A 20,163-nucleotide genomic window follows, 5' to 3' on the forward strand; every position below is an offset into this window, starting at 1 on the left:
CATATCCTTTCCTATATTTTGAAAAATGACTTCATACAGGGTCAGCTTATTCCTCTAATAATACAAAAATCCTCCATAATTACAAGGCTTTATTGCTGTGGAGCTTTGTGACAAAACGAAAGGCACGCCAGCTTGCACCTCTTCAGGTGGAGTTGGCGTGCCTTTTGCATGTGCCGTTAGGTGAGCAGAGGATAGGAAGCCGTCGTTACCTTTGCAGCTCCTGCTGCTCTTGCTCCTCATCCAAAGCCTGTGGCGGCGGGTTGCCAATTCGCCACTGTACGCCTTGCGCCGCTCCGTGGCCGTAGCCTCCATATCCGCTTGCGCCAGCTTGGGCATTGACGCACGCCGGTCCGATAATGGTCGTATTTTGAATCGGCGACAGCACATGGGCCAGCTGACCGGCATTGACGCAATAGGCGAGCTGGAACACTTCCTTCGGCGTAATGCGCAGTACGTCAGAGCCGAATACCGTTTGTGGACAGCGGTCATCAAAAATCGTAATAAAATGCGTATGCTCGCTGCACGCAATAATCCAGTGCCACCAGCCCATTGGAATGTATACGGCTTGATGGTCGCATAACCGGTAAGTAAGCAGCTGCTTCGTAAAAGGATTTAAAATCGAAACGACAATTTCACCATGCGTGACGAATACAAGCTCCGTCGTATTGGGATGCCAATGCGGCTCAACAATATGATTTTTGGTCATATGCGCATCGAAAAACGACGTGCTTTTTAGCACAGGCAATTGTTGTGCCGTTAATTGGTTTAAGTAGTTGCAGGAGTCCTTATGGAACAAGGGGGCGCAATTAACATCGTAAAACAAATTTAATGCGGGTGAAGCGAGGTCTACATATTCTGTACTCATGATCGGCCTGCCTTTCTGAAATCGCAGTTTTTCCAGCAGTGTATGCAGCTGCCTAGACGGAGGTGAAGAGCTGGCGCGGAAGTCGGTTCAATTGATGCCTCGTGAAATCAGAATATAGTCCATTAGAACAAGTGTATCGTGAATTGGCTCTCTCGCTCCCAGGCGCTAAAGTTAAAGCATCAAAGCTAGGGAGGAATCACGTTGGAGCAGCAGGTGAAGATTTGGGAAGAGACGGTTTCCATACCGACCTACGGCATAGGCAAACCAGAGCGAAATCCGATGTTTTTAGAAAAAAGAGTGTATCAAGGCAGCTCGGGCCGGGTTTATCCGCATCCCGTTATTGATAAAATCGAAAATGAAAAGCAGCCTCAGCCATACAAGCTCGTCATTCTCGAAAATGAATATGTGCGTATCGAAATGATGCCAGAGCTGGGCGGACGCATTTATCGGGCGCTGGATAAAACGAATGACTACGATTTCGTTTATTACAACAAGGTCATCAAGCCTGCGCTCGTGGGGCTCGCGGGGCCGTGGATTTCCGGTGGCATTGAATTCAACTGGCCGCAGCATCATCGTCCAAACACCTACGGGCCAGTAGAATATCGTCTAGCTGAAAATAAAGATGGCAGCGCTACGGTATGGGTCAGCGAAATTGACCGCATGTATGGCACGAAGGTAACGTCTGGCTTTACGCTGCACTCCGGCAAGGCTTATTTGGAAATTTCCGCACAGCTTTACAACCGTACGTCGCAGCCGCAAACTTTTTTATGGTGGGCCAATCCGGCGGTTGCGGTTAATGAGCAAACGCAGTCGGTATTTCCCCCTGATGTAACAGCGGTGTTCGACCACGGCAAGCGGGACGTAAGCCGCTTTCCAATTGCCACCGGCACCTATTATAAAATGGATTATTCCGCTGGCGTCGATATTTCCCGTTACCGCAACATTCCCGTGCCAACCTCTTATATGGCTTACAAATCCGATTATAATTTTGTAGGTGGGTATGACCATGGGGTGCAGGCAGGGCTGCTGCATGTAGCGAACCATCATATTTCCCCGGGCAAAAAGCAGTGGACCTGGGGGAACGGCGAATTTGGCATCGCTTGGGATCGCAATCTGACCGATGAGGACGGTCCTTATATTGAGCTGATGACGGGCGTCTATACGGACAATCAGCCGGATTTCACCTGGCTTCAGCCGTATGAGGAGAAGTCTTTCAAGCAATATTTTATGCCCTACAAAAAGATAGGAGTCGTCAAAAACGCGTCCATCGATGCTGCTGTTAATTTGGAGGTCGACGAGCAGACGCGGGAGGCTGCCCTTTACGTTTATGCAACAGCTGTGTTTGTGGATGCCCAGATCGAGCTGCGCGGACGGGGGCGCAGCTATATTCAAGAGAAGGTGAAGCTGTCGCCGACCGACATCTTCAAGTCTGTCGTTATATTGGATGATGCAGACCAGGCTTTTGATTTGCTGCTGTCGGTCCGTGATGCGGCAGGGAGGCTGCTCATTTCTTACCAGCCTGCCAAGCCCTCGCTTGAGCAAATACCTGACGCGGCGAAGCCGCTTGAAGCGCCAGCTGCGCTCAAGACGAATGAGCAGCTGTATTTGGCGGGGCTCCATTTGGAACAATATCGCCATGCGACCTTTGAGCCGGAGGCGTATTATTTGGAGGGGCTGAAGCGCGACGCTAGCGACAGCCGCATAAATGTCGCCTATGGCACGCTGCTGCTGCGGCAGGGGAAATTTCAACAGGCGGAAGGCTATTTCCGCACCGCCATTAAGTCGCTGACGTGGCGCAACCCGAATCCATATGACAGCGAGGCGCTTTACCAGCTTGGCGTTGCCTTGAAGCATCAAGGGAAGCGCGAAGAAGCGTTCGCTGCTTTCTACAAGGCAACGTGGTCAGCGGCTTGGCAGGATGCCAGCTACTTCTCGCTGGCACAGATCGCTTGCGCGGAAGGCGCGCTTGCGGATGCGCTGGAGCTGGTGGAGCGTTCCATCGTGCGGAACGCCCGCAATTATAAAGCGCGCCATTTGAAGGCGGCGCTGCTGCGCAAGCTGGGACGCAGCGAGGAGGCGATAGCCTTCGCGGCGGAGACGCTCGGGCTCGATGTGGCCGATTTCGGATCGGCCAACGAGCGCTGCTTGGCGCTGGCTGCTGGAGGGCAGCAGCAGCTGGCGGATCAGGCGCGTGCCGAGCTGCTGCGGCTTATGCGCGGCGATGCGCACAATTATTTGAACTTAGCTGCCGACTACATTGGTAGCGGGCTGCATGAGGAAGCGATTGCGGTGCTGGCGTGCATCATGACTTCACTAGAAAACCAAGCGGCAGCGATCTATCCGATGCTGCATTATACGCTTGCTTATGCCTATGAGCAGTCAGGCCATATGGAAGCCGCTGCTGCTTCGCGGCAAGCTGCGGAATCGGCTGCTCCTCATTATTGCTTCCCGAACAGCTTGTTTGAGCTGCTCGTTCTGGAGCATGCAATTGCGGCCAATCCGCATGATGCGAAGGCGCATTATTATTTGGGCAATTTACTGTATGACAAAAAAAGGCATAGCGATGCGATTGCCCATTGGGAGGCGTCGCGCGCAGCAGAGCCGAATTTTGCCACAGTACATCGCAACTTAGCGCTTGCCTACTTCAATAAACGCGGCGACGAGGCAGCTGCACTTGAAGCGCTGGAGCAGGCTTTTACACTTGATCAGGCCGACGCCCGCGTCTTCTATGAGCTGGATCAGCTGTATAAAAAGCTAGGGCTTCCCGCTGAGCAACGGCTCGCCAAGCTGGAACAGCAGCGGACGCTTGTCGAGCTTCGCGACGACCTGTACATCGAATATGTCACGCTGCTGAATGCGACTGGGCAGCATGCTCAAGCAGTAGTTGCACTCGCTTCCCGCCAGTTCCACCCTTGGGAGGGCGGAGAAGGCAAGGTGACGGGGCAGCATGTGTTCACGCATGTGGAGCTCGCCAAACAGGCGCTCCAGCAAGGGAATGCTCCCCATGCAATTCAATTGCTGAACATGGCGCTCATCTTTCCGGAGCATTATGGAGAAGGCAAGCTGCATGGCGCGCAGGAAAACAATATTTATTATTACTTAGGCTGTGCGTATGAAGCGCTGAATGATTCGCATAGAGCGGAAGAGTGCTTTAAGCAGGCTTCCCAAGGGCTGGAGGAGCCTGCAAGCGCGCTGTATTACAATGACCAGCCGCCGGATATGATTTTTTATCAAGGGTTGTCATGGTTGAAGCTGGGCAATGAGCAGGAGGCGAAGCGCCGCTTCCATAAGCTGCTCGATTATGCGGAAAAGCATATTTTCGACCGGGTCGAATTTGATTATTTTGCTGTATCGCTGCCGGATTTCCTCGTGTTCGAGGATGACTTAAGCAAACGCAACGAAATTCATTGCCGTTATATGATGGGGCTTGGCCTTCTGGGACTTGGCGAGCGTGGACAGGCAGCGGAGCAGTTTGGCGCCGCCCTGCAATTGGATAGCAATCACAGCGGAGCGCGCATTCATAGTCGGCTGCTAGTTTAAATGCAATGAAATAAGCAATTATTTGGAATCTGCTGGCTCTTAGCTCCCATTTGTCATACAATTGTTTCTGGCAATCTTATTTTCCAAAAGGAGTATATGATGAAACGATTGATTTGGCTAGGCTGTTTGTCTTACTTCATTATCGGGCTTGCCCATGTTGTGCTGGGCTCTGTATTGCCCGTTGTGCTTGAGCATTATGGCAAAGCTTACAGCGAGGGCGGCACGCTCATTTTCACTCAGTTCGGCGGATTTCTAGTCGGAGTTCTGCTCTCGCCGTGGCTGAACCGTCATTTGGGCAAAAGAGGCGGACTGCTCCTTGCTTTCGCTATGCTGTTTAGCGCTGAGCTTGCCTTCATGCTGCTGCCGCCTTGGAGCTGGCTGTATGCGATTGCCATTGTAGCTGGTTTTGGCTTTGGCATGATTGAAGCGGTAATCGGAACCATTATTATCGCAGCAGTCAAAAATCAAACGGCCGTCGCAATGAGCCGTCTTGAGGTGTTCTTCGGCGTTGGCGCTATGGTGATGCCGCTAATTGCAAGTGGCCTGATCTGGGCCAATTATTGGCAGCTGTCATTTGTGTTCGTTTCACTTTTTGCCATTTTGTCTTTGATTTTGTGGGCAAAAGGCTCCTTTGGCGAGCTTGATGCGGTGCTGCGAAAGTCAGTCACAGCGGCAGCAGAGGAACGGCAGCAGGCGAAACGGGCAGGCAAGCCGCTTTATCAGGGCAAGCAGTGGATTATTTTTTCCTTATTCCTTGTGTTTTTCTTTCTCTATGTGGGGACTGAGATGAGCCTTGCAAACTTTATGCCAGCCATTCTTATTGAGAAGCTGGGCATGAAGGAGGCAGGAGCAACGCTGAGTGTAACCTGCTTCTGGGTTGCAATGGCATTCGGTCGATTGTTCGCTGGCGTCATTGCCGAGAAAATCAAATACCGGGTGTACATTATGGCAAGCTGTGGTGCGACGGTGCTGCTGTTCATCTTGTTTCCATTCATGAACCAGGTATGGTCCGCCTTCGCGATCATTTTGCTGCTGGGACTTGCCATGTCCGGCGTGTTCTCTATTGCGCTCGTCTTTTCGAGCAAGCTGCTGCCAGGCGCTGAGGAATCTACCCCAAGCTTTATGATTGCAGCGGGCGGCGTCGGTGGTGCTGTGCTTCCGCTTACGATGGGCTGGGGGTTGGATCATTTGCAGGTGAACCAGTCGGTATGGCTGCTGGCGGCTTTTTCCGCCGGGTTGATTGTTTTAAGTGTCGTAGCTTTTCAACTGGACCGCAGGCAATTGAGCATGCGAGCTGGGGGAGGCTCTATAGGACGGCCTAAGCACGAAACATAAAAGGCTGACAAAACTGTAAATTGCCAAACGGCGGTTTACAGTTTTTTATTGCCTTCGTATGCTTTAGGCCTGATTTTTGGCTGAGGGGTGAAGGAAGGAGGAGCGTTATATTTTGCCGAATGTTATAGCAGGAGCTCATGCCAGATATTGGCGTGCGGGGGAAGGGAGCAGCAAAGCAAATATCTATAGGCTGGGATGTGATTATGCCGACTAGTGACCGATATAAGAAGTAAGGGTTAAATTTTATTTTTGAAAAAAAGAGGTGAGGGCGTGTCTATTGCTCCTGTCAATCCAGTCTTTGAAGTAAAGCTGTCGCCTCTTGGAGATACGGCGATTATTGTAGAGCTCGGCAGCGCGATTGACCGTAAGACGCATGAGCGCGTGCAAGCACTCAGCACTTATTTGCAGCGCGAGCCATTTCCTGGCTTCATTGAGCTTGTTCCGGCTTATGTAACGCTGACGATTTTTTATGATCCAATGAAGCTGCTGGCTCCGCTAGCCGAAAACAACTGGAATTCGCAAGCTGAAGCGGCTGCTTCTCCTTATGAATGGGTGTGCCAGCTGCTCACGGACATGGTCAGCAAGCTGGAAGGCGAGCAGGCTGCTGCTCCGCGAATCGTAACCCTGCCCGTCTGCTATGGCGGAGAGCTGGGGCCGGATCTTGCAGCGGTTGCGGAACATAGCGGACTTTCGGAAAAAGAGGTCATCGCCTTGCATGCGGCGCAGCCTTATCTCGTACATATGGTTGGCTTTGCACCCGGTTTTCCTTATTTGGGTGGCTTGCCTGGGCGAATCGCGACACCTCGGCGGAGCATGCCCCGCTTGCGTATTGAGCCAGGCAGCGTAGGTATCGGCGGCAATCAGACGGGTGTCTATCCTATCGTCTCCCCTGGCGGATGGCAAATTATCGGGCGTACGCCGCTCGCGCTGTTCCGTCCGTCACATGAGCAGCCGAGCTTATTGCAGGCGGGAGATCAGGTTTATTTTGAGCCAATTAGCTATGAGGCATTTATGTCATGGGAGGAGCAGGCATAATGGGCATTCGAATCAAACATGCAGGCCTCCTCACGACCGTGCAGGATCGGGGACGTCCCGGATATAGGCAGCAGGGCATTATTGCAGGCGGGGCGATGGATGATTTTGCGCTTCGCGCCGCTAATTTGCTCGTTGGAAATGAGGCGGGAGCAGCGGTGCTGGAAGCTACGCTCATCGGCCCAAAGCTGATTTTTGAGCAGGATGCATTAATCGCTATATGCGGGGGCAATCTGTCGCCTACCATGCAAGGAACAGCCGTACCGCTGTGGCGGCCGGTGTACATAAAAGCAGGGAATGAGCTGTCGTTCGGAGCTTGCCAGGCGGGCGCCCGCGCTTATATAGCAGCGGCTGGAGGTATCGATGTCCCGCTAGTTATGGGGAGCAGGAGCACGTACACGCGTGCGGCGATAGGAGGCTTTGCAGGTCGTGCGTTGAAAGCGGGCGATGTGCTGGCGATTGGAGAAGGAGCGTCGGAAACGTTGTTTTATTGGGAGCAGGAAGCTGAAGACAGGCAGGACGCCGCGCCTTTTTTTGCAACCAGCTGGTCGATTGGCTCAGAGGGACGCCCCTTTTATCGGAAAAATCCCGTCATTCGCTTCGTGCCGGGACGGCATTTTGATGCGTTTACCGAAGGGAGCAGGAAGCATTTTTTGCAGAGCGATTTTCGAATTTCGAATCAATCGGATCGGATGGGCTATCGGTTGGAAGGGCCGCGTCTTGGAACAGCAGCAGTGCTGGAGCCTATTTCTGAGGCGGTATCCATGGGGACCATTCAGGTTCCTGCTGGCGGCAGCCCGATTATTTTGATGGCGGACCACCAAACGATTGGCGGCTATCCGAAAATCGCCCAAGTGGCCACGGTAGATTTGCCGCTGCTTGCGCAAGCAAAACCGGGTGAGACGATTAGATTCCAGCAAATTACACGGCAAAAATCGGAAGAGCTTTACATCAAGCACGAGCTTCAAATGCAGCGTCTCTCCATGTTTATTGAAATACGCTATAGAGAGGAGAGGTAGACGAATGACACTGACCATCGATCTGAATTGTGATTTGGGCGAGCATTTTGGCGTGTATGAGCTGGGGCAGGACGCTGATTTGCTGCCGCTCCTTACATCGGCCAACATTGCTTGCGGCTTTCATGCCGGCGATCCGGGGACGATGAGGCGAACGGTGAAGCTGGCGCTGGAAAATGGCGTTGCCATCGGCGCCCATCCTGGACTGCCGGACTTAATCGGCTTTGGACGGCGTGAGATGGCGATTTCGCCAGAGGAAGCCTATGATCTGACTGTATATCAAATCAGCGCGCTTAATGGTTTTGTGAAGTCGGAGGGCGGCGTGATGCAGCATGTGAAGCCTCATGGCGCCCTATATAACATGGCGGCGAAACGCGCTGAACTGGCTGAAGCGATTGCTGATGCGGTGTATAAGGTGAATCCGGAGCTTATTTTATATGGCTTGTCGGGAAGCGAATTGATTCATGCGGGAAAAAAGCGAGGGCTGCGCACGGCGAGCGAGGTGTTTGCAGATCGTACCTACCAGCAAGACGGCTCACTGACACCGCGCAATCAAGCAGGCGCCCTAATAGAGGAGCCGAAGGAAGCGCTGAAGCAGCTCCTTCAAATGCTGACAGAAGGAGCTGTATGGTCGGCGCAGGGTGTGAAGATTCCGCTTGCTGCGGAAACGATATGTGTACACGGTGATGGCGAAAAGGCTCTCTTGTTCGTCAAGCAGATTCGCAAGCTGCTGGAGTCGGAAGGAATTATCCTTTGTGCGCCGGGCTCCAATCCATTTAATCCATCCACTTAGTGAGCTTCTCTATTTATTTTCGTTTCTTTAAATTTTCCGTAATTTTGCGGCCTGTCGGCGTTTGGGCGAGACCACCCTGCGTCGTTTCCCTATGCTTACAGAAAGAAAATAAAGCTGTAGATGAGGAAAAGGCTGCGAGGTTTTTGTTGTAAATGCAACAAAGATGGTGTACTATTTTTTTACCTCATTTGAAAAAATGAATATAACCAAAAAATAAAAAAACTATTTCCTACGGAAAAGGAAGTAAAGGAGGCAAAAAAATGACTATAAATATAAAGAAGTGCACATTTGAGGATGTTAGATTACTTCATGAAGTTAGTGTTGAAACATTTAATGAGACATTTAACCATCAAAATTCGCCTGAAAATATGAAAGCTTACTTGGAAAAAGCATTTAATTTCAAGCAATTAGAAAAAGAATTATCTAATAGCTCTTCGGATTTCTATTTTATTTATTCTAATGAGGAGCTTGCCGGGTATTTAAAGCTAAATACCGACGGTGCTCAAACTGAAAAAATGGGCAACGATTCGCTTGAAATCGAGAGGATTTATATAAGGAGAAAACTTCATAAGCAGGGGCTTGGTAAACATTTAATAAATAAAGCAATGCATTTAGCGTTAGAACGGAGCAAAGAGAAAATCTGGCTAGGGGTTTGGGAAAAAAATGAGAGCGCAATTGCCTTTTATGAAAAAATCGGCTTTGTGCAAACAGGGGCCCACTCATTCTATATGGGCGATGAAGAACAAATAGATTTTATAATGACCAAATCGCTCGTATAACATTTTCTGAAAGGATGTTCAACAGATGGAAAAGTTCTTTCCAAACAAGTGGAAATGCTATTATAATTTCAATAAGAAATAGGAAGATGTCATCATTATGCTTGCAGGGGGCTGGAAAATGGATGATTTGCGCTTTCCCATCGGTTTGTTTGAGCATGAGGGTGATATTTCGCAGCAGCAGCTGGATCGCTGGTTTGCCGACATTGAATCGACCCCGGCACGGCTTCGAGCAGCTGTAATCGACTTAAGCGATGAACAGCTAGATACGCCATATCGCCCGGATGGCTGGACGGTAAGACAGGTTGTGCATCATATGGCGGACAGCCACATGAACGCCTATACACGATATAAGCTGGCGCTAACAGAAGAAACGCCAACAATACGTCCTTATTACGAGGAAAGATGGGCCGAACTAAGTGACGGGCTTACAGGCCCTATTGAGTTGTCCTTAGCGCTTCTTGATGCGCTGCACAGCAGGTGGCTGCTGCTGCTTCGCTCGTTAAGCCGTGAGCAGCTAGAGCGTGCTTTTATTCATCCCGAATCTGGAAATACGATTCAGCTGGATTGGAATGCAGGCAATTATGCTTGGCATGGCAATCATCATATCGCCCATATTACCCGGTTGCGTGAGCGCATGGGCTGGAGCATGGAGTAGCATACAATAGCTGGAAAGACTATTTTTCACTCGAAAAAGGGGGCGTTGGAATGGATTTACAACGTGTTTATTTGGATAGCATCCAATCACAGTTCCACTACTACAAAAAACTTGCTGAGAAAGCGATGAATCAGGTTGAGCCGGAGCAGCTATTTGTGCAGCCTAAAGAGGATGTGAACAGCATTGGCACGATCGTCAAGCATATGTGCGGCAACATTTTGTCCAGATGGACAGACTTCCTGACAGCAGACGGTGAAAAGGATTGGCGGGATCGCGATGCCGAGTTTGAAAACGACTGGGCGAATAAGGAAGAGCTGCTCGCGAGCTGGGACGAAGCATGGGCTTGTTTTTTTCAGGCGATAGATTCGCTCCAGCCGGAGCAGCTTGGTCAAGTTATTTATATTCGCAACGAAGGGCATACCGTTCTAGAAGCAATCAACCGTCAGCTGGCGCATTATCCCTATCACATTGGACAAATCGTTTATGCGGCGAAAGGGTTAAAGGAAAATGAATGGAACAGTCTGTCCGTGCCAAGAAACGGCTCGAAGCAATACAATGCCGGGAAATTTGCCAAAGAGAAAGCGATTAAGCATTTTACCGATGAGGAGCTAAAGCGGTTGGATGGTGATGGACCTAGAGAAGGGGAAAATATTTGAGCATTGGTTACACGCTAGTTATCATCTGCTTGCTGCTCACAAGCGCATGCAGCAGCGCGGATACGAATGCTGCAAGTGTTGAACCAGAGGTCGCTCCTGTTTCGGCAAGCGTAGCGCCTGCTTTCTCCGGTCAGGATCATGCGGAGGAAACGAATCAGCTTGATTCGGAATTGACAGTACCAAGCGCTGCGGCGGATGATGTTGCTGAAGCCGCGGACTTTGAGTCACTTGTACCAGCCGGATGGAAGGTGCTTGAGATTTTTGATGGTGAGAGCCTGAGCATGCAGTAATGAGAGCCAATGAAGGCGGGATTTACGGCGACCCGTTTGAAAGCTTGACGATTGAGTTGATCGAGAGCGGCAATCGCGGCCAGAAGGAACTTGTGAAAATACAGAATTTTGATGTGCGGCCAACAGAGCCGCAATATTAGAATGAGATGTTAACGAAACCGTCAAAGCACCCTTTGACGGTTTTTTTGCGTTCAAGTGAGGGGGAAAGTTTCGAAAAGGGGTTACATATGCCTATACCGCATAGTGACTTACTGCATAGGCTGTTATCATCACTAAGAAACGAAGGAGCTTAATCCGGATGTCAAAAACCACTACAAAACCGGAATCGAATGAGCCTTCAGCCGATGATCTCGCCTTATGGTCTGCAGTTATATTAGTGGTTGGCGATCTTTTTGGGCTATTTGCTGTTTTAAAAGCCAGAGCGGAGAAAGAGGATTCCTCCTGACGAGGTTTTGAACAATCTCGCTTTATATATATGGCTGATGGATATAATCATCTACTGAGGAGGGGTTAATAATGGCTGATGAACAAAAAATAACCTCTGACGATCTATTTAAAATTTCAGCTTCTTTGTCGTTGATTGGTGATGGCCTGGCCTTGCTTGCGCTAAAAAAGGCGGAAGCAGAAAGCGTTAATCAGAAGGCGATGACCGTGGCATTAAATCGCTTGATTCGAAAACGTCCCTAAACTAGAAGTGAAGGGCGGTTAGGCGAATGCAAACAGGGGGAAAGCCTGTTCACACAGGCTTTTTAGTTGTTATACAACCCTATAGCTGTTTCGGCAAAAGGTAGTGGATGCGCTAGGTTTCCATTAATAAAGGATATCGTAGTATAATGTTATCTTACTTAAGATTTCGAGACAGTAAGGAAGTGGTTGGTTTCACTATTTCAAGGTTGAATTTGCTAGCAATAGTCTGCTTCGTTCTCTTTATTTTAATCGGATTAACGTTTCAAATCCCATTTGTGAAAACCATGGACCAATGGTTGATTCATCACATTCAAGCGTTTGAAGCTCCGATCTGGACAAGCATTATGAAAATTCTTTCTTTTATTGGCTCTGTCAACGCAGTGTCTATAGGCGCGGTTCCGATTATTTTATTTTTGCTTTTTGTATGGAAGAGCCGCAGGGAGACGGTCATTTTTTTGATTGCTGTATTTGGCTCCGCGCTGCTTAATGTGGGGCTAAAGCTAATATTTCAACGGGCAAGGCCGAGCTTGAATGCAATTATTACGGAAGTAGGGTACAGCTTTCCAAGCGGGCATTCAATGAATGCATTTACCTTTTATGGCATTCTTACATACTTATGCTGGCGTCATATTCCCAAAGAGCGAAAAAGAAAGTGGCTGCTTGCCTTCAGCTCCATTATGATTGTCGGCATCGGTGGCAGCCGAATTTATTTGGGGGTGCATTATCCGAGCGATGTTGTAGGGGCGTATTTGATTAGCTTGGTTTGGCTAATTGTACTCATTCAGTGTGCTCGGTACTTTACTCGCGTAAAAGCTGCTTAAAGCTGTCTACACAGCTCCAAAATCAACATGAAATAGCAGGGCAGACCGCCGTAGGGTTTGGATTATACGTCCAAACTCTACGGCGGTTTTTTGAAATATAAGAAATGATAAGGTTCAGCGTGATAAGAAAATTCAAATACCAAGTTGACAGATAGGGATTGATATGGTAGTTTTGGTCTAAGGTTTGAACCTTAATGTTTTTCTGTTGATTTGGAGGGGTCAAATGCAGTTCGAACAAGTATCCGCTAAAAAAGTTAGCGATTTTATTTTGGAGCAGCTAGAGGAAGCGATTATCCTGAAGGATTTTCTAGCGGAGGAGCAGCTGCCAACGGAACGGGAGCTTGCAGCGGTGTTCAAGGCTAGCAGGCTTGCGGTTAGGGAGGCGTTATCCGAGCTTGAGGGCAAGGGGCTAATTGAGAAACGAATTGGAGCCAAGGGCGGCACATTCGTTCTTCCTTTAACGATAAACTCGCATCAGAGAACGCGGGAGGAAGTGCGCGGCGGCTGGGACGATATGCTGAAAGTATTCGAATATCGCTCCATTATAGAGCCAGAAGCGGCCTACCTTGCTGCAAAGCGGATAAGCACGGCAGAGCTCGAACAGCTGCGAGGTTTTATTGAAACGAGCATGGAAGAGGATTGCACGCGTGAAATGTTCCGTTCTCTGGACGTCAAATTTCACTTGTCGATTGCGAAAGCTTCCGGAAACGATTATTTCGAGAAGGCAGTCAGGAAAATTCGCACCAAAATTAATCCTGCACTGGATTTGATGCCCTATAACGAGAACGTCAGGCGGACAAGTTATGACAAGCATATGCTGCTGCTTGATGCGCTTCATGCTGGTGATGGAAACGGCGCGAAAGAAGCGATGAAGCAGCATATCGACGAAACCGTACATGCGATTTATGCGCGTGTCGTTGTCGAAGGAGACAGTTAACTGGTCAACCGGCACTGTAGGAGGGTGAAGATTTTGAAATTAAATGAGCTTCTTGCTCTTGCAAATCAGCAGAAGGAACAACTAGTAGCATGGCGCAGAGACCTCCATCAATACCCTGAAACTGGATTTGAGGAAGTAAGAACTTCGGGAATCGTCGCTGAGCATTTGCGGCAGCTAGGCTTGGAGGTTCAGACGAATATTGGGAAAACAGGCGTTGTCGCACTGCTTCGCGGTGAAAAGCCCGGTCCCACCATTGCACTTCGGGCGGATATGGATGCCTTGCCGATTGAGGATCTGAAATCCGTTTCTTACAAATCGAAAATACCCGGCAAAGCCCATTTATGCGGCCATGATGCTCATACGAGCATGCTTATGGGTGCGGCTCAGCTGCTTGCGGGTCTAGGCAAGCCAGCCAGCGGAAATATCAAATTTGTGTTTCAGCCCGCCGAAGAAGGGCTAGCTGGCGCGAAAGCGATGATGGACGACGGTGTGCTGCAAAACCCCGCTGTGGACGTAATGGCCGGGCTGCATGTTTTCCCTTCGCTGCCGACAGGGTCCATTTCCGTAACGAAGGGAGACGCCTTCGCTTCAGCGGACAGCATCACGATTAAGATCATTGGCAAAGGCGGTCACGCCGCCCGTCCTCATGAAGGGGTAGATGCGATTACGGTAGCGGCACAGGTGATATCAGCCTTGCAGCATGTGGCGAGTCGACTAGTTGATCCGCTTGAGCCGGTTGTCGTGACGATTGGCAAAATCAACGGAGGCTACATGGGGGCGGCGATTGCTCCTGAAGTGGAGATGGTCGGCACAGTAAGGACACTGACGCCGGCAGTCCGCGAGCGGATGCCGCAGCTGCTTGAAGACATCATTCGCGGCGTGACCTCATCCTTTGGGGCAGACTACGAATTGAACTACAAGATGGGCTATCCGGTTGTGCAAAACGATGAAGCGATGGTTGATTTTCTTACCTCGACAAGCGAACAGCTATTTAACGGAAAAAAATGGATTTATGTAAAGCCGTCGATGGGCGGAGAGGACTTTGCCTTTTATTCCGAGGCAGTGCCAAGCGTGTTTTTCCGTTTAGGCGTTGGAAGCGGCGAGGAGTATACCTCCTACCCGCTGCATCACCCCCAGTTTGATTTGGATGAAGCTGCTCTTCCTTACGGAGCTGCCATGCTGTCAGCCCTTGCACTTAACTATTTGGCTGATCCACGGGAATAAACAAACTAAAACGAATTTCAGGAGGCTGTGCGATTTGAAACGATGGTATGTACAGGGCTTTGCAGCAATAATAGCGGTTATGCTGGTTGTTACAGGTTGCGGCAACGCCGCAGAGACGAAGAATGAGACGCAAACGACTGGCGGGACGGCTAGCGCTCCAGCGGGCGGGGACAAAACGACTTTAACGATCGCTAACGCGACGGATATTGAAAGCTTTGATACCCATAACAACAACAATACGATGAGCGAAGCGGTACTCGTCAATGTGTTTGATTATTTGCTGAAAAATGACGCGGAGCAAAACAAGGTGCCCGTGCTTGCCACTTCGTGGGAGCAGGTCAATGATACGACATGGAGATTGAAGCTGCGTGACGACGTCAAGTTCCACAATGGCGACCCATTCACAGCCGCGGATGTAAAGTTCTCGCTTGAGCGTGTCGCAAAGGACACTACTTTGAAGCAAAATACGTATTACAAGCATATTAAAGAAGTTAATATTATTGATGATTATACGGTTGACATTGTTACGGAAACGCCAGACCCGATTATGCTTAATCGTTTGTCCCGGATGGGAGCTGGCATTTTGCCTTCCAAATATATTGAGGAAAACGGTATCGAAGCTTTCTTGAAAGCTCCGGTAGGCACAGGCCCTTATAAATTCTCCAAATGGACGAAGGATGACCGCATTGAGCTGGTGAAAAATGCCGATTATTTCGGTGGAACGCCGAAATGGGAAAATGTTGTTTTCCGCTCCATTCCTGAAGCGTCGACACGGGTTTCCGAGCTGCTGACAGGCGGAGTTGATATTGCTGCTGGTGTTCCATCAACGGACATTGCGCGTATTGAAGGTGTCGATGGCCTAAGTGTTGAGCAAGCGAAAATTCAGCGTGTGCTTCATATCATTATGCGCATGACCGAAGGTTCAATTACCGCTGATCCAAAGGTTCGCGAGGCGATTGATCTTGCGATCGACAATCAGGTTATTATTGACAGCATTGCCGGCGGGGCAGGCATTCCAACGAGAACTTCGGTTACACCTGGAAACTTCGGTTCAGATCCGAGCCTGTATGAAACGTTTGAGTATGATCAGGAGCGCGCGAGAGCATTGTTGAAGGAAGCTGGTTATGAAAATGGCGCGAAAGTGTCGTTCTCATCCTCCGTTCAATATAAAGAAGTGGCTGAGGTAGTAGCTGCTATGCTTACGGATGTAGGCTTTGAAGTCAATTTGGAAATTTTGGAGGCAAGCAGCTTCAGCGAGAAGCTGAACTCGAAGAAATTCAACGAGCTGTTCCTGCTTGGCGTAGGAAATTCCTTATTTGATGCCTCGAACAATTACAATCGCTTCAAGAAAGAAAATGCGGCTGGCGAGACAGATTATAACAATCCAGAAGTAGAGGAGCTGCTGCAATCGGCGCTGCAAAACATGGATTTAGCTGATCGCGAGAAGCAATACCAGAAGGTTCAGCAGCAATTTACAGTTGACCGTCCGACGATTTACCTGTACCAGATGAAGGGCATTTACGGCATCGGAGCAGGCATCGGCTACACGCCAAGGCTTGATGAGATGTATTACGCGGAAGATATTACGCTGAAATAACAGCAGTCATAAAGGAGGGGATAGCACTTTATTCCCTTCCTTTTGCTTTAATCCATTACTTAGGAGAGGGGCCGTTCAGTGGGCAAATACATTCTTAGATCTTTGCTGCAAATGGTGCCGGTTCTATTTCTCATTTCCGCCATCGTTTTTGTGCTTGTACATGTGACGGGTGACCCGGTCAATTTGATGCTGCCTGAAACGGCGACAGAGGAGGATCGGGCCGTTCTGTCGAAGGCGCTTGGGCTGGACCGGCCGTTATATGTTCAATTCGGCCTATTTCTCTATAATGCTGTCCAGGGAGATTTCGGACATTCCTTCCATTACGGACAATCAGCTTTGCCGCTTGTGCTGGAAAGGCTGCCTGCCAGTTTCCAGCTTGCTGGAGCGGGAATGCTGATTGCTACGCTGCTTGCCATTCCGCTAGGCATTATTTCGGCGCTGAAGCGCAACACTTATTTGGATCTATTTATTTCAGGTTTGTCTGCGCTGGGCAAAGGAATGCCGAATTTTTGGACGGGCATTATGCTGATTTTATTATTTTCGGTTATATTGGGCATTTTCCCCGTTTCCGGAAAGGGCGGACCTGAGCATCTCGTCCTGCCTGCTATAACGCTAGGAGCCGGCATTGCGGCGCAAATGACGAGGCTCATTCGGGCAAGCATGCTGGAGATTTTGAATCAGGAATATATCCGTACGGCCAGAAGCAAGGGGCTGCTGGAAACCGTCGTTATTTTCAAGCATGCGCTGCGCAATGGACTGATTCCCGTCGTTACGATCATGGGCCTGCAATTTACAAGCCTGATTGGCGGGACGCTCGTAACCGAGACTGTGTTCTCATGGCCAGGACTTGGGCAACTGCTAGTGTCGGCCGTCAATACGCATGATATGTCGATTGTACAGGCAGCCGTATTCGTCATTGCCATCATCGTATTGGTTGTGAATTTATTAACGGATATTGTATACCGATATCTGGACCCACGCATTAAATACAGTTAAAGCCAGAGGTGAGGCAGATGTCGTTATTATCCAAATCGCAAGCGGATGGCTTGCCGGGCAAGCGGCCTGAGGAGTCGGAAAGCAGATGGCGGCAGGGAATCAAGTCGCTATTAAAAAGCAAGACCGGTACGCTCGGTATTCTGATCGTACTCGCCGTATGCATCATTGCCATTGGCGCGCCGTTGTTTGCCACCCATGAGCCAGCGAAAATCAGCCCGGCGCAGAGGCTGCTTCCGCCGATGTGGCTGGAGGGCGGCATGCATGAGCATTTTCTGGGGACGGACAATTTGGGTAGAGACATTTGGAGCCGCATTGTTTACGGCTCGCAAGTATCCTTAATCGTCGGAATTGGAGCCGTTATGCTGTCGGGCGCAATCGGAGCCCTTCTGGGCTTGCTGGCAGGCTTTTATGGAAAATGGGTAAATGCCATTATTATGAGGGTTGCCGATGCTTTTATCGCGATTCCAGCTATTTTGTTCATGCTTGTTGTACTCGCCGTACTTGGACCAGGACTTGGAACGCTAATCTTCGTAATTGGCGTCACCAACTGGGTTTCTTATGCACGAGTTGTCCGCGGAGAAGTGCTCAGTGTGAAGGAACGGGATTTTGTAAAAGCTGCGAGAGCATTAGGCGCACGTAATGGACGGATTATTTTCACCCATATTTTGCCGAATGTACTGTCGTCCTTCATTATTATTTCCACGATGAGCGTGGCAACGACGATTATTATGGAGGCGTCACTCAGCTTTCTCGGACTTGGCATTAAGCCGCCTGCGGTTTCCTGGGGCGGGATGCTGAGCGATGGACGCCAATATTTGGCTACAAGCTGGTGGGTTGCTACTTTTCCGGGACTTGCCATTACGATTACGGTTCTAGGCGTTATCTTTTTCGGAGATTGGCTTCGCGATATGCTGGACCCTCGCATGAAATCGAAGGAATAAGAAGGGAAATGAGGGAGCAATATGCCGACACCTTTGCTGGAAGTTAAAAATTTGCATACGAGCTTTAAAACAGATAAAGGCGTGATTCCTTCCGTAAACGGTGTAAGCTTCTCCGTCGAAGAGGGGGAAACGCTTGCGATTGTAGGGGAATCTGGCTGCGGAAAAAGCGTCACTTCGCTGTCCATAATGGGACTCATCGCTTCTCCCGGTTCTATAACGGGTGGGGAAATTGCATTACAGGGTCGCGATTTGGTGAAGCTCTCTCGCAAGGAGCTGCGGAAGCTGCGCGGCAACGAAATGTCGATGATTTTTCAAGAGCCGATGACATCGCTCAATCCTGTGTTTACGATCGGCAATCAGCTGTCGGAAGTATTTCGGGTTCATCAAGGCTCAAGCAAAGCGGAAGCCAGGCAGAAAAGTATGGACATGCTGGAGCGCGTAGGCATAGCCAATGCTTCCAAGCTGGTTCGCCAATTTCCTCATCAGCTGTCTGGAGGAATGCGACAGCGGGTTATGATTGCGATGGCGCTCGCCTGTGAGCCGAAGCTGCTTATTGCCGATGAACCAACAACGGCGCTCGATGTGACGATTCAGGCGCAAATTTTAGATTTGATTTCAACGCTCAGCAAGAAGCAGCAGACAGGCGTTATTCTAATTACGCATGATTTAGGCATTGTTGCGGAAATGGCGGATCGGGTTGTCGTTATGTATGCAGGGGAAGTCGTCGAGGAAGCATCGGTCATCGATCTGTTTGCAGCTCCGAAGCATCCCTATACAGTCGGTCTGCTCGGTTCTTTGCCAAGAATGGATGAGCACAGGGAGCAGCTCGCATCGATACCCGGCATGGTGCCTAATTTGCTGGACATGCCAAGCGGGTGCCCTTTTCACCCTCGCTGTTCCTATGCAGGCAGCGAATGCACCGTTATTAAACCGGAGCTTGAGCGAGTTGGCAATGGTCACTATGCGAGATGCCTGAAAAGCGAGGAGGTGTCATGATGAGCCAGAGCGACTTTAATGCTGCGCCCCTTCTGGAAGTGAAGGATTTACGAAAGTATTATCCCTTGAAACGGGGCTGGTTTGCGAGGGGGAATGAGTATGTCCGCGCAGTAGATGGCCTCGATTTCACGATTAATCAAGGGGAAACGCTAGGCATCGTAGGCGAGTCTGGCTGCGGCAAATCAACAACGGGCGAGATGGTAGCGCAGCTGCTTGAGCCATCGTCTGGCGAGATATGGTTTGAAGGCAGGCGTCTTACGGGAATGAATGAGCAGGACATCCGGCATGTAAGACGGGAGCTGCAAATTATTTTTCAAGATCCCTATGCCTCGCTGAATCCGAGAATGACGATTAAGGATATTGTCGGCGAGCCGCTCAAAATTCATGGCCTAGCGAAGGGGCGAGAGCTGCATAGCGAGGTAGTGGAGCTGCTGGAGACGGTAGGACTTGGTGCGCATCAGTTGGACCGCTATCCTCATGAGTTCAGCGGCGGACAAAGGCAGCGAATCGGTATCGCTAGGGCACTGGCGCTTAAGCCAAAGCTAATTGTTTGTGATGAGCCGGTATCGGCACTGGACGTATCCATTCAAGCGCAAATTTTAAACTTGCTGAAATCGCTGCAGCAGAAATTTTCGCTCACCTATATTTTTATCGCCCACGGCTTGCCTTCGGTCAAGCATGTTAGCGACCGCATTGCGGTCATGTATTTGGGGCGGATTGTCGAGCTTGCGGGTCGTGATGACTTGTTTGCGCGCCCGAAGCATCCGTACACGCAGGCATTGCTGTCAGCCGTTCCTGTGCCTGATCCGACGATCCGCAAGGAGCGCATTGTGCTGTCCGGTGAGTTGCCGAGTGCTGTTAATCCGCCGGCTGGCTGTGCCTTTCATCCCCGCTGCCCTTACGTACAGCCTATATGCAAAATAGAAGCACCTGCCTTAAAGCCTTCCGGCTCCCGGCACATGGCGGCCTGTCATTTTCCGCTGAACTAGACAAAAGCTAAGAT

General features: G+C 50.0%; 21 protein-coding genes. 20 read left to right on the top strand and 1 reads right to left on the bottom strand.

What is annotated here, in order from left to right:
* Positions 1-205: 205 nt before the first annotated feature.
* Entirely contained in the window at positions 206-865 is a 660-nt protein-coding gene (locus ACSR9A_RS02775; RefSeq protein ID WP_473755481.1) for a cupin domain-containing protein, read from the bottom strand.
* 201 nt (positions 866-1,066) lie between these two features.
* Between ACSR9A_RS02775 and ACSR9A_RS02780 the strand changes: the two genes are divergently transcribed.
* The 20 genes from ACSR9A_RS02780 to ACSR9A_RS02875 all read left to right on the top strand — a co-directional run bounded on the left by ACSR9A_RS02780 (position 1,067) and on the right by ACSR9A_RS02875 (position 20,149).
* On the top strand, positions 1,067-4,405 hold the full coding sequence (locus ACSR9A_RS02780; RefSeq protein WP_473755482.1) for a DUF5107 domain-containing protein: 3,339 nt from the start codon (positions 1,067-1,069) through the stop codon (positions 4,403-4,405).
* 99 nt (positions 4,406-4,504) lie between these two features.
* Positions 4,505-5,740: an MFS transporter gene (locus ACSR9A_RS02785; protein ID WP_473755483.1), complete on the top strand. Its 1,236-nt coding sequence runs from the start codon at positions 4,505-4,507 to the stop codon at positions 5,738-5,740.
* A gap of 270 nt (positions 5,741-6,010) precedes the next feature.
* Entirely contained in the window at positions 6,011-6,775 is a 765-nt protein-coding gene (gene pxpB, locus ACSR9A_RS02790) for a 5-oxoprolinase subunit PxpB (protein ID WP_473755484.1), read from the top strand.
* The gene (locus tag ACSR9A_RS02795; protein WP_473755485.1) at positions 6,775-7,791 is read left to right on the top strand and encodes a 5-oxoprolinase subunit C family protein; all 1,017 of its coding nucleotides are present in this window, start codon (positions 6,775-6,777) and stop codon (positions 7,789-7,791) included. The genes pxpB and ACSR9A_RS02795 overlap by 1 nt, the downstream gene beginning before the upstream one ends.
* Before the next feature lie 4 nt (positions 7,792-7,795).
* Positions 7,796-8,581: a LamB/YcsF family protein gene (locus tag ACSR9A_RS02800; RefSeq protein ID WP_473755486.1), complete on the top strand. Its 786-nt coding sequence runs from the start codon at positions 7,796-7,798 to the stop codon at positions 8,579-8,581.
* 260 nt (positions 8,582-8,841) lie between these two features.
* On the top strand, positions 8,842-9,360 hold the full coding sequence (gene paiA, locus ACSR9A_RS02805) for a spermidine/spermine N(1)-acetyltransferase (RefSeq protein WP_473755487.1): 519 nt from the start codon (positions 8,842-8,844) through the stop codon (positions 9,358-9,360).
* Between the two features lie 118 nt (positions 9,361-9,478).
* The gene (locus ACSR9A_RS02810) at positions 9,479-10,015 is read left to right on the top strand and encodes a YfiT family bacillithiol transferase (RefSeq protein ID WP_473755488.1); all 537 of its coding nucleotides are present in this window, start codon (positions 9,479-9,481) and stop codon (positions 10,013-10,015) included.
* Positions 10,016-10,065: 50 nt separating this feature from the next.
* Complete coding sequence (locus ACSR9A_RS02815) at positions 10,066-10,671, top strand: DUF1572 family protein (RefSeq protein ID WP_473755489.1); 606 nt, start codon at positions 10,066-10,068, stop codon at positions 10,669-10,671.
* Entirely contained in the window at positions 10,668-10,961 is a 294-nt protein-coding gene (locus ACSR9A_RS02820; RefSeq protein WP_473755490.1) for a hypothetical protein, read from the top strand. Before ACSR9A_RS02815 ends, ACSR9A_RS02820 begins: the two co-directional genes overlap by 4 nt.
* A complete protein-coding gene (locus ACSR9A_RS02825; protein WP_473755492.1) occupies positions 10,961-11,101 on the top strand; it encodes a hypothetical protein in 141 nt (46 codons plus the stop codon). Before ACSR9A_RS02820 ends, ACSR9A_RS02825 begins: the two co-directional genes overlap by 1 nt.
* 158 nt (positions 11,102-11,259) lie before the next feature.
* Positions 11,260-11,406 (top strand): hypothetical protein, encoded by a 147-nt coding sequence (locus tag ACSR9A_RS02830; protein WP_341282649.1) that lies wholly within the window; start codon positions 11,260-11,262, stop codon positions 11,404-11,406.
* Positions 11,407-11,477: 71 nt separating this feature from the next.
* Positions 11,478-11,648: a hypothetical protein gene (locus ACSR9A_RS02835; RefSeq protein WP_473755493.1), complete on the top strand. Its 171-nt coding sequence runs from the start codon at positions 11,478-11,480 to the stop codon at positions 11,646-11,648.
* Between the two features lie 284 nt (positions 11,649-11,932).
* Positions 11,933-12,469, top strand: coding sequence for a phosphatase PAP2 family protein (locus ACSR9A_RS02840; protein ID WP_473755494.1), 537 nt, complete (start codon positions 11,933-11,935; stop codon positions 12,467-12,469).
* Positions 12,470-12,692: 223 nt separating this feature from the next.
* Complete coding sequence (locus tag ACSR9A_RS02845) at positions 12,693-13,406, top strand: FadR/GntR family transcriptional regulator (RefSeq protein ID WP_341282652.1); 714 nt, start codon at positions 12,693-12,695, stop codon at positions 13,404-13,406.
* Between the two features lie 33 nt (positions 13,407-13,439).
* Entirely contained in the window at positions 13,440-14,630 is a 1,191-nt protein-coding gene (locus tag ACSR9A_RS02850; RefSeq protein ID WP_473755495.1) for a M20 metallopeptidase family protein, read from the top strand.
* Positions 14,631-14,709: 79 nt separating this feature from the next.
* A complete protein-coding gene (locus ACSR9A_RS02855) occupies positions 14,710-16,227 on the top strand; it encodes an ABC transporter substrate-binding protein (protein WP_473755863.1) in 1,518 nt (505 codons plus the stop codon).
* A 78-nt stretch (positions 16,228-16,305) separates the two neighbouring features.
* Positions 16,306-17,223 carry an ABC transporter permease gene (locus ACSR9A_RS02860; protein WP_341282654.1) on the top strand — a complete coding sequence of 306 codons (918 nt, stop codon included), beginning with the start codon at positions 16,306-16,308 and terminating at the stop codon, positions 17,221-17,223.
* 17 nt (positions 17,224-17,240) lie between these two features.
* Positions 17,241-18,164 carry an ABC transporter permease gene (locus ACSR9A_RS02865; RefSeq protein ID WP_341282655.1) on the top strand — a complete coding sequence of 308 codons (924 nt, stop codon included), beginning with the start codon at positions 17,241-17,243 and terminating at the stop codon, positions 18,162-18,164.
* Positions 18,165-18,185: 21 nt separating this feature from the next.
* The gene (locus ACSR9A_RS02870) at positions 18,186-19,160 is read left to right on the top strand and encodes an ABC transporter ATP-binding protein (RefSeq protein WP_473755496.1); all 975 of its coding nucleotides are present in this window, start codon (positions 18,186-18,188) and stop codon (positions 19,158-19,160) included.
* Positions 19,160-20,149: an ABC transporter ATP-binding protein gene (locus ACSR9A_RS02875; protein WP_473755864.1), complete on the top strand. Its 990-nt coding sequence runs from the start codon at positions 19,160-19,162 to the stop codon at positions 20,147-20,149. The genes ACSR9A_RS02870 and ACSR9A_RS02875 overlap by 1 nt, the downstream gene beginning before the upstream one ends.
* Positions 20,150-20,163: the final 14 nt, after the last annotated feature.

The organism is Paenibacillus sp. R-74696 (assembly GCF_055814915.1).

Bases quoted from the DNA above. Each gene is read 5' to 3' on its own strand.
- ACSR9A_RS02775 (WP_473755481.1), bottom strand. From the start codon at position 865: ATGAGTACAGAATATGTAGACCTCGCTTCACCCGCATTAAATTTGTTT.
- ACSR9A_RS02785 (WP_473755483.1), top strand. From the start codon at position 4,505: ATGAAACGATTGATTTGGCTAGGCTGTTTGTCTTACTTCATTATCGGG.
- ACSR9A_RS02795 (WP_473755485.1), top strand. From the start codon at position 6,775: ATGGGCATTCGAATCAAACATGCAGGCCTCCTCACGACCGTGCAGGAT.
- ACSR9A_RS02800 (WP_473755486.1), top strand. From the start codon at position 7,796: ATGACACTGACCATCGATCTGAATTGTGATTTGGGCGAGCATTTTGGC.
- paiA (WP_473755487.1), top strand. From the start codon at position 8,842: ATGACTATAAATATAAAGAAGTGCACATTTGAGGATGTTAGATTACTT.
- ACSR9A_RS02810 (WP_473755488.1), top strand. From the start codon at position 9,479: ATGGATGATTTGCGCTTTCCCATCGGTTTGTTTGAGCATGAGGGTGAT.
- ACSR9A_RS02815 (WP_473755489.1), top strand. From the start codon at position 10,066: ATGGATTTACAACGTGTTTATTTGGATAGCATCCAATCACAGTTCCAC.
- ACSR9A_RS02825 (WP_473755492.1), top strand. From the start codon at position 10,961: ATGAGAGCCAATGAAGGCGGGATTTACGGCGACCCGTTTGAAAGCTTG.
- ACSR9A_RS02830 (WP_341282649.1), top strand. From the start codon at position 11,260: ATGTCAAAAACCACTACAAAACCGGAATCGAATGAGCCTTCAGCCGAT.
- ACSR9A_RS02835 (WP_473755493.1), top strand. From the start codon at position 11,478: ATGGCTGATGAACAAAAAATAACCTCTGACGATCTATTTAAAATTTCA.
- ACSR9A_RS02840 (WP_473755494.1), top strand. From the start codon at position 11,933: ATGGACCAATGGTTGATTCATCACATTCAAGCGTTTGAAGCTCCGATC.
- ACSR9A_RS02845 (WP_341282652.1), top strand. From the start codon at position 12,693: ATGCAGTTCGAACAAGTATCCGCTAAAAAAGTTAGCGATTTTATTTTG.
- ACSR9A_RS02855 (WP_473755863.1), top strand. From the start codon at position 14,710: ATGCTGGTTGTTACAGGTTGCGGCAACGCCGCAGAGACGAAGAATGAG.
- ACSR9A_RS02865 (WP_341282655.1), top strand. From the start codon at position 17,241: ATGTCGTTATTATCCAAATCGCAAGCGGATGGCTTGCCGGGCAAGCGG.
- ACSR9A_RS02870 (WP_473755496.1), top strand. From the start codon at position 18,186: ATGCCGACACCTTTGCTGGAAGTTAAAAATTTGCATACGAGCTTTAAA.
- ACSR9A_RS02875 (WP_473755864.1), top strand. From the start codon at position 19,160: ATGAGCCAGAGCGACTTTAATGCTGCGCCCCTTCTGGAAGTGAAGGAT.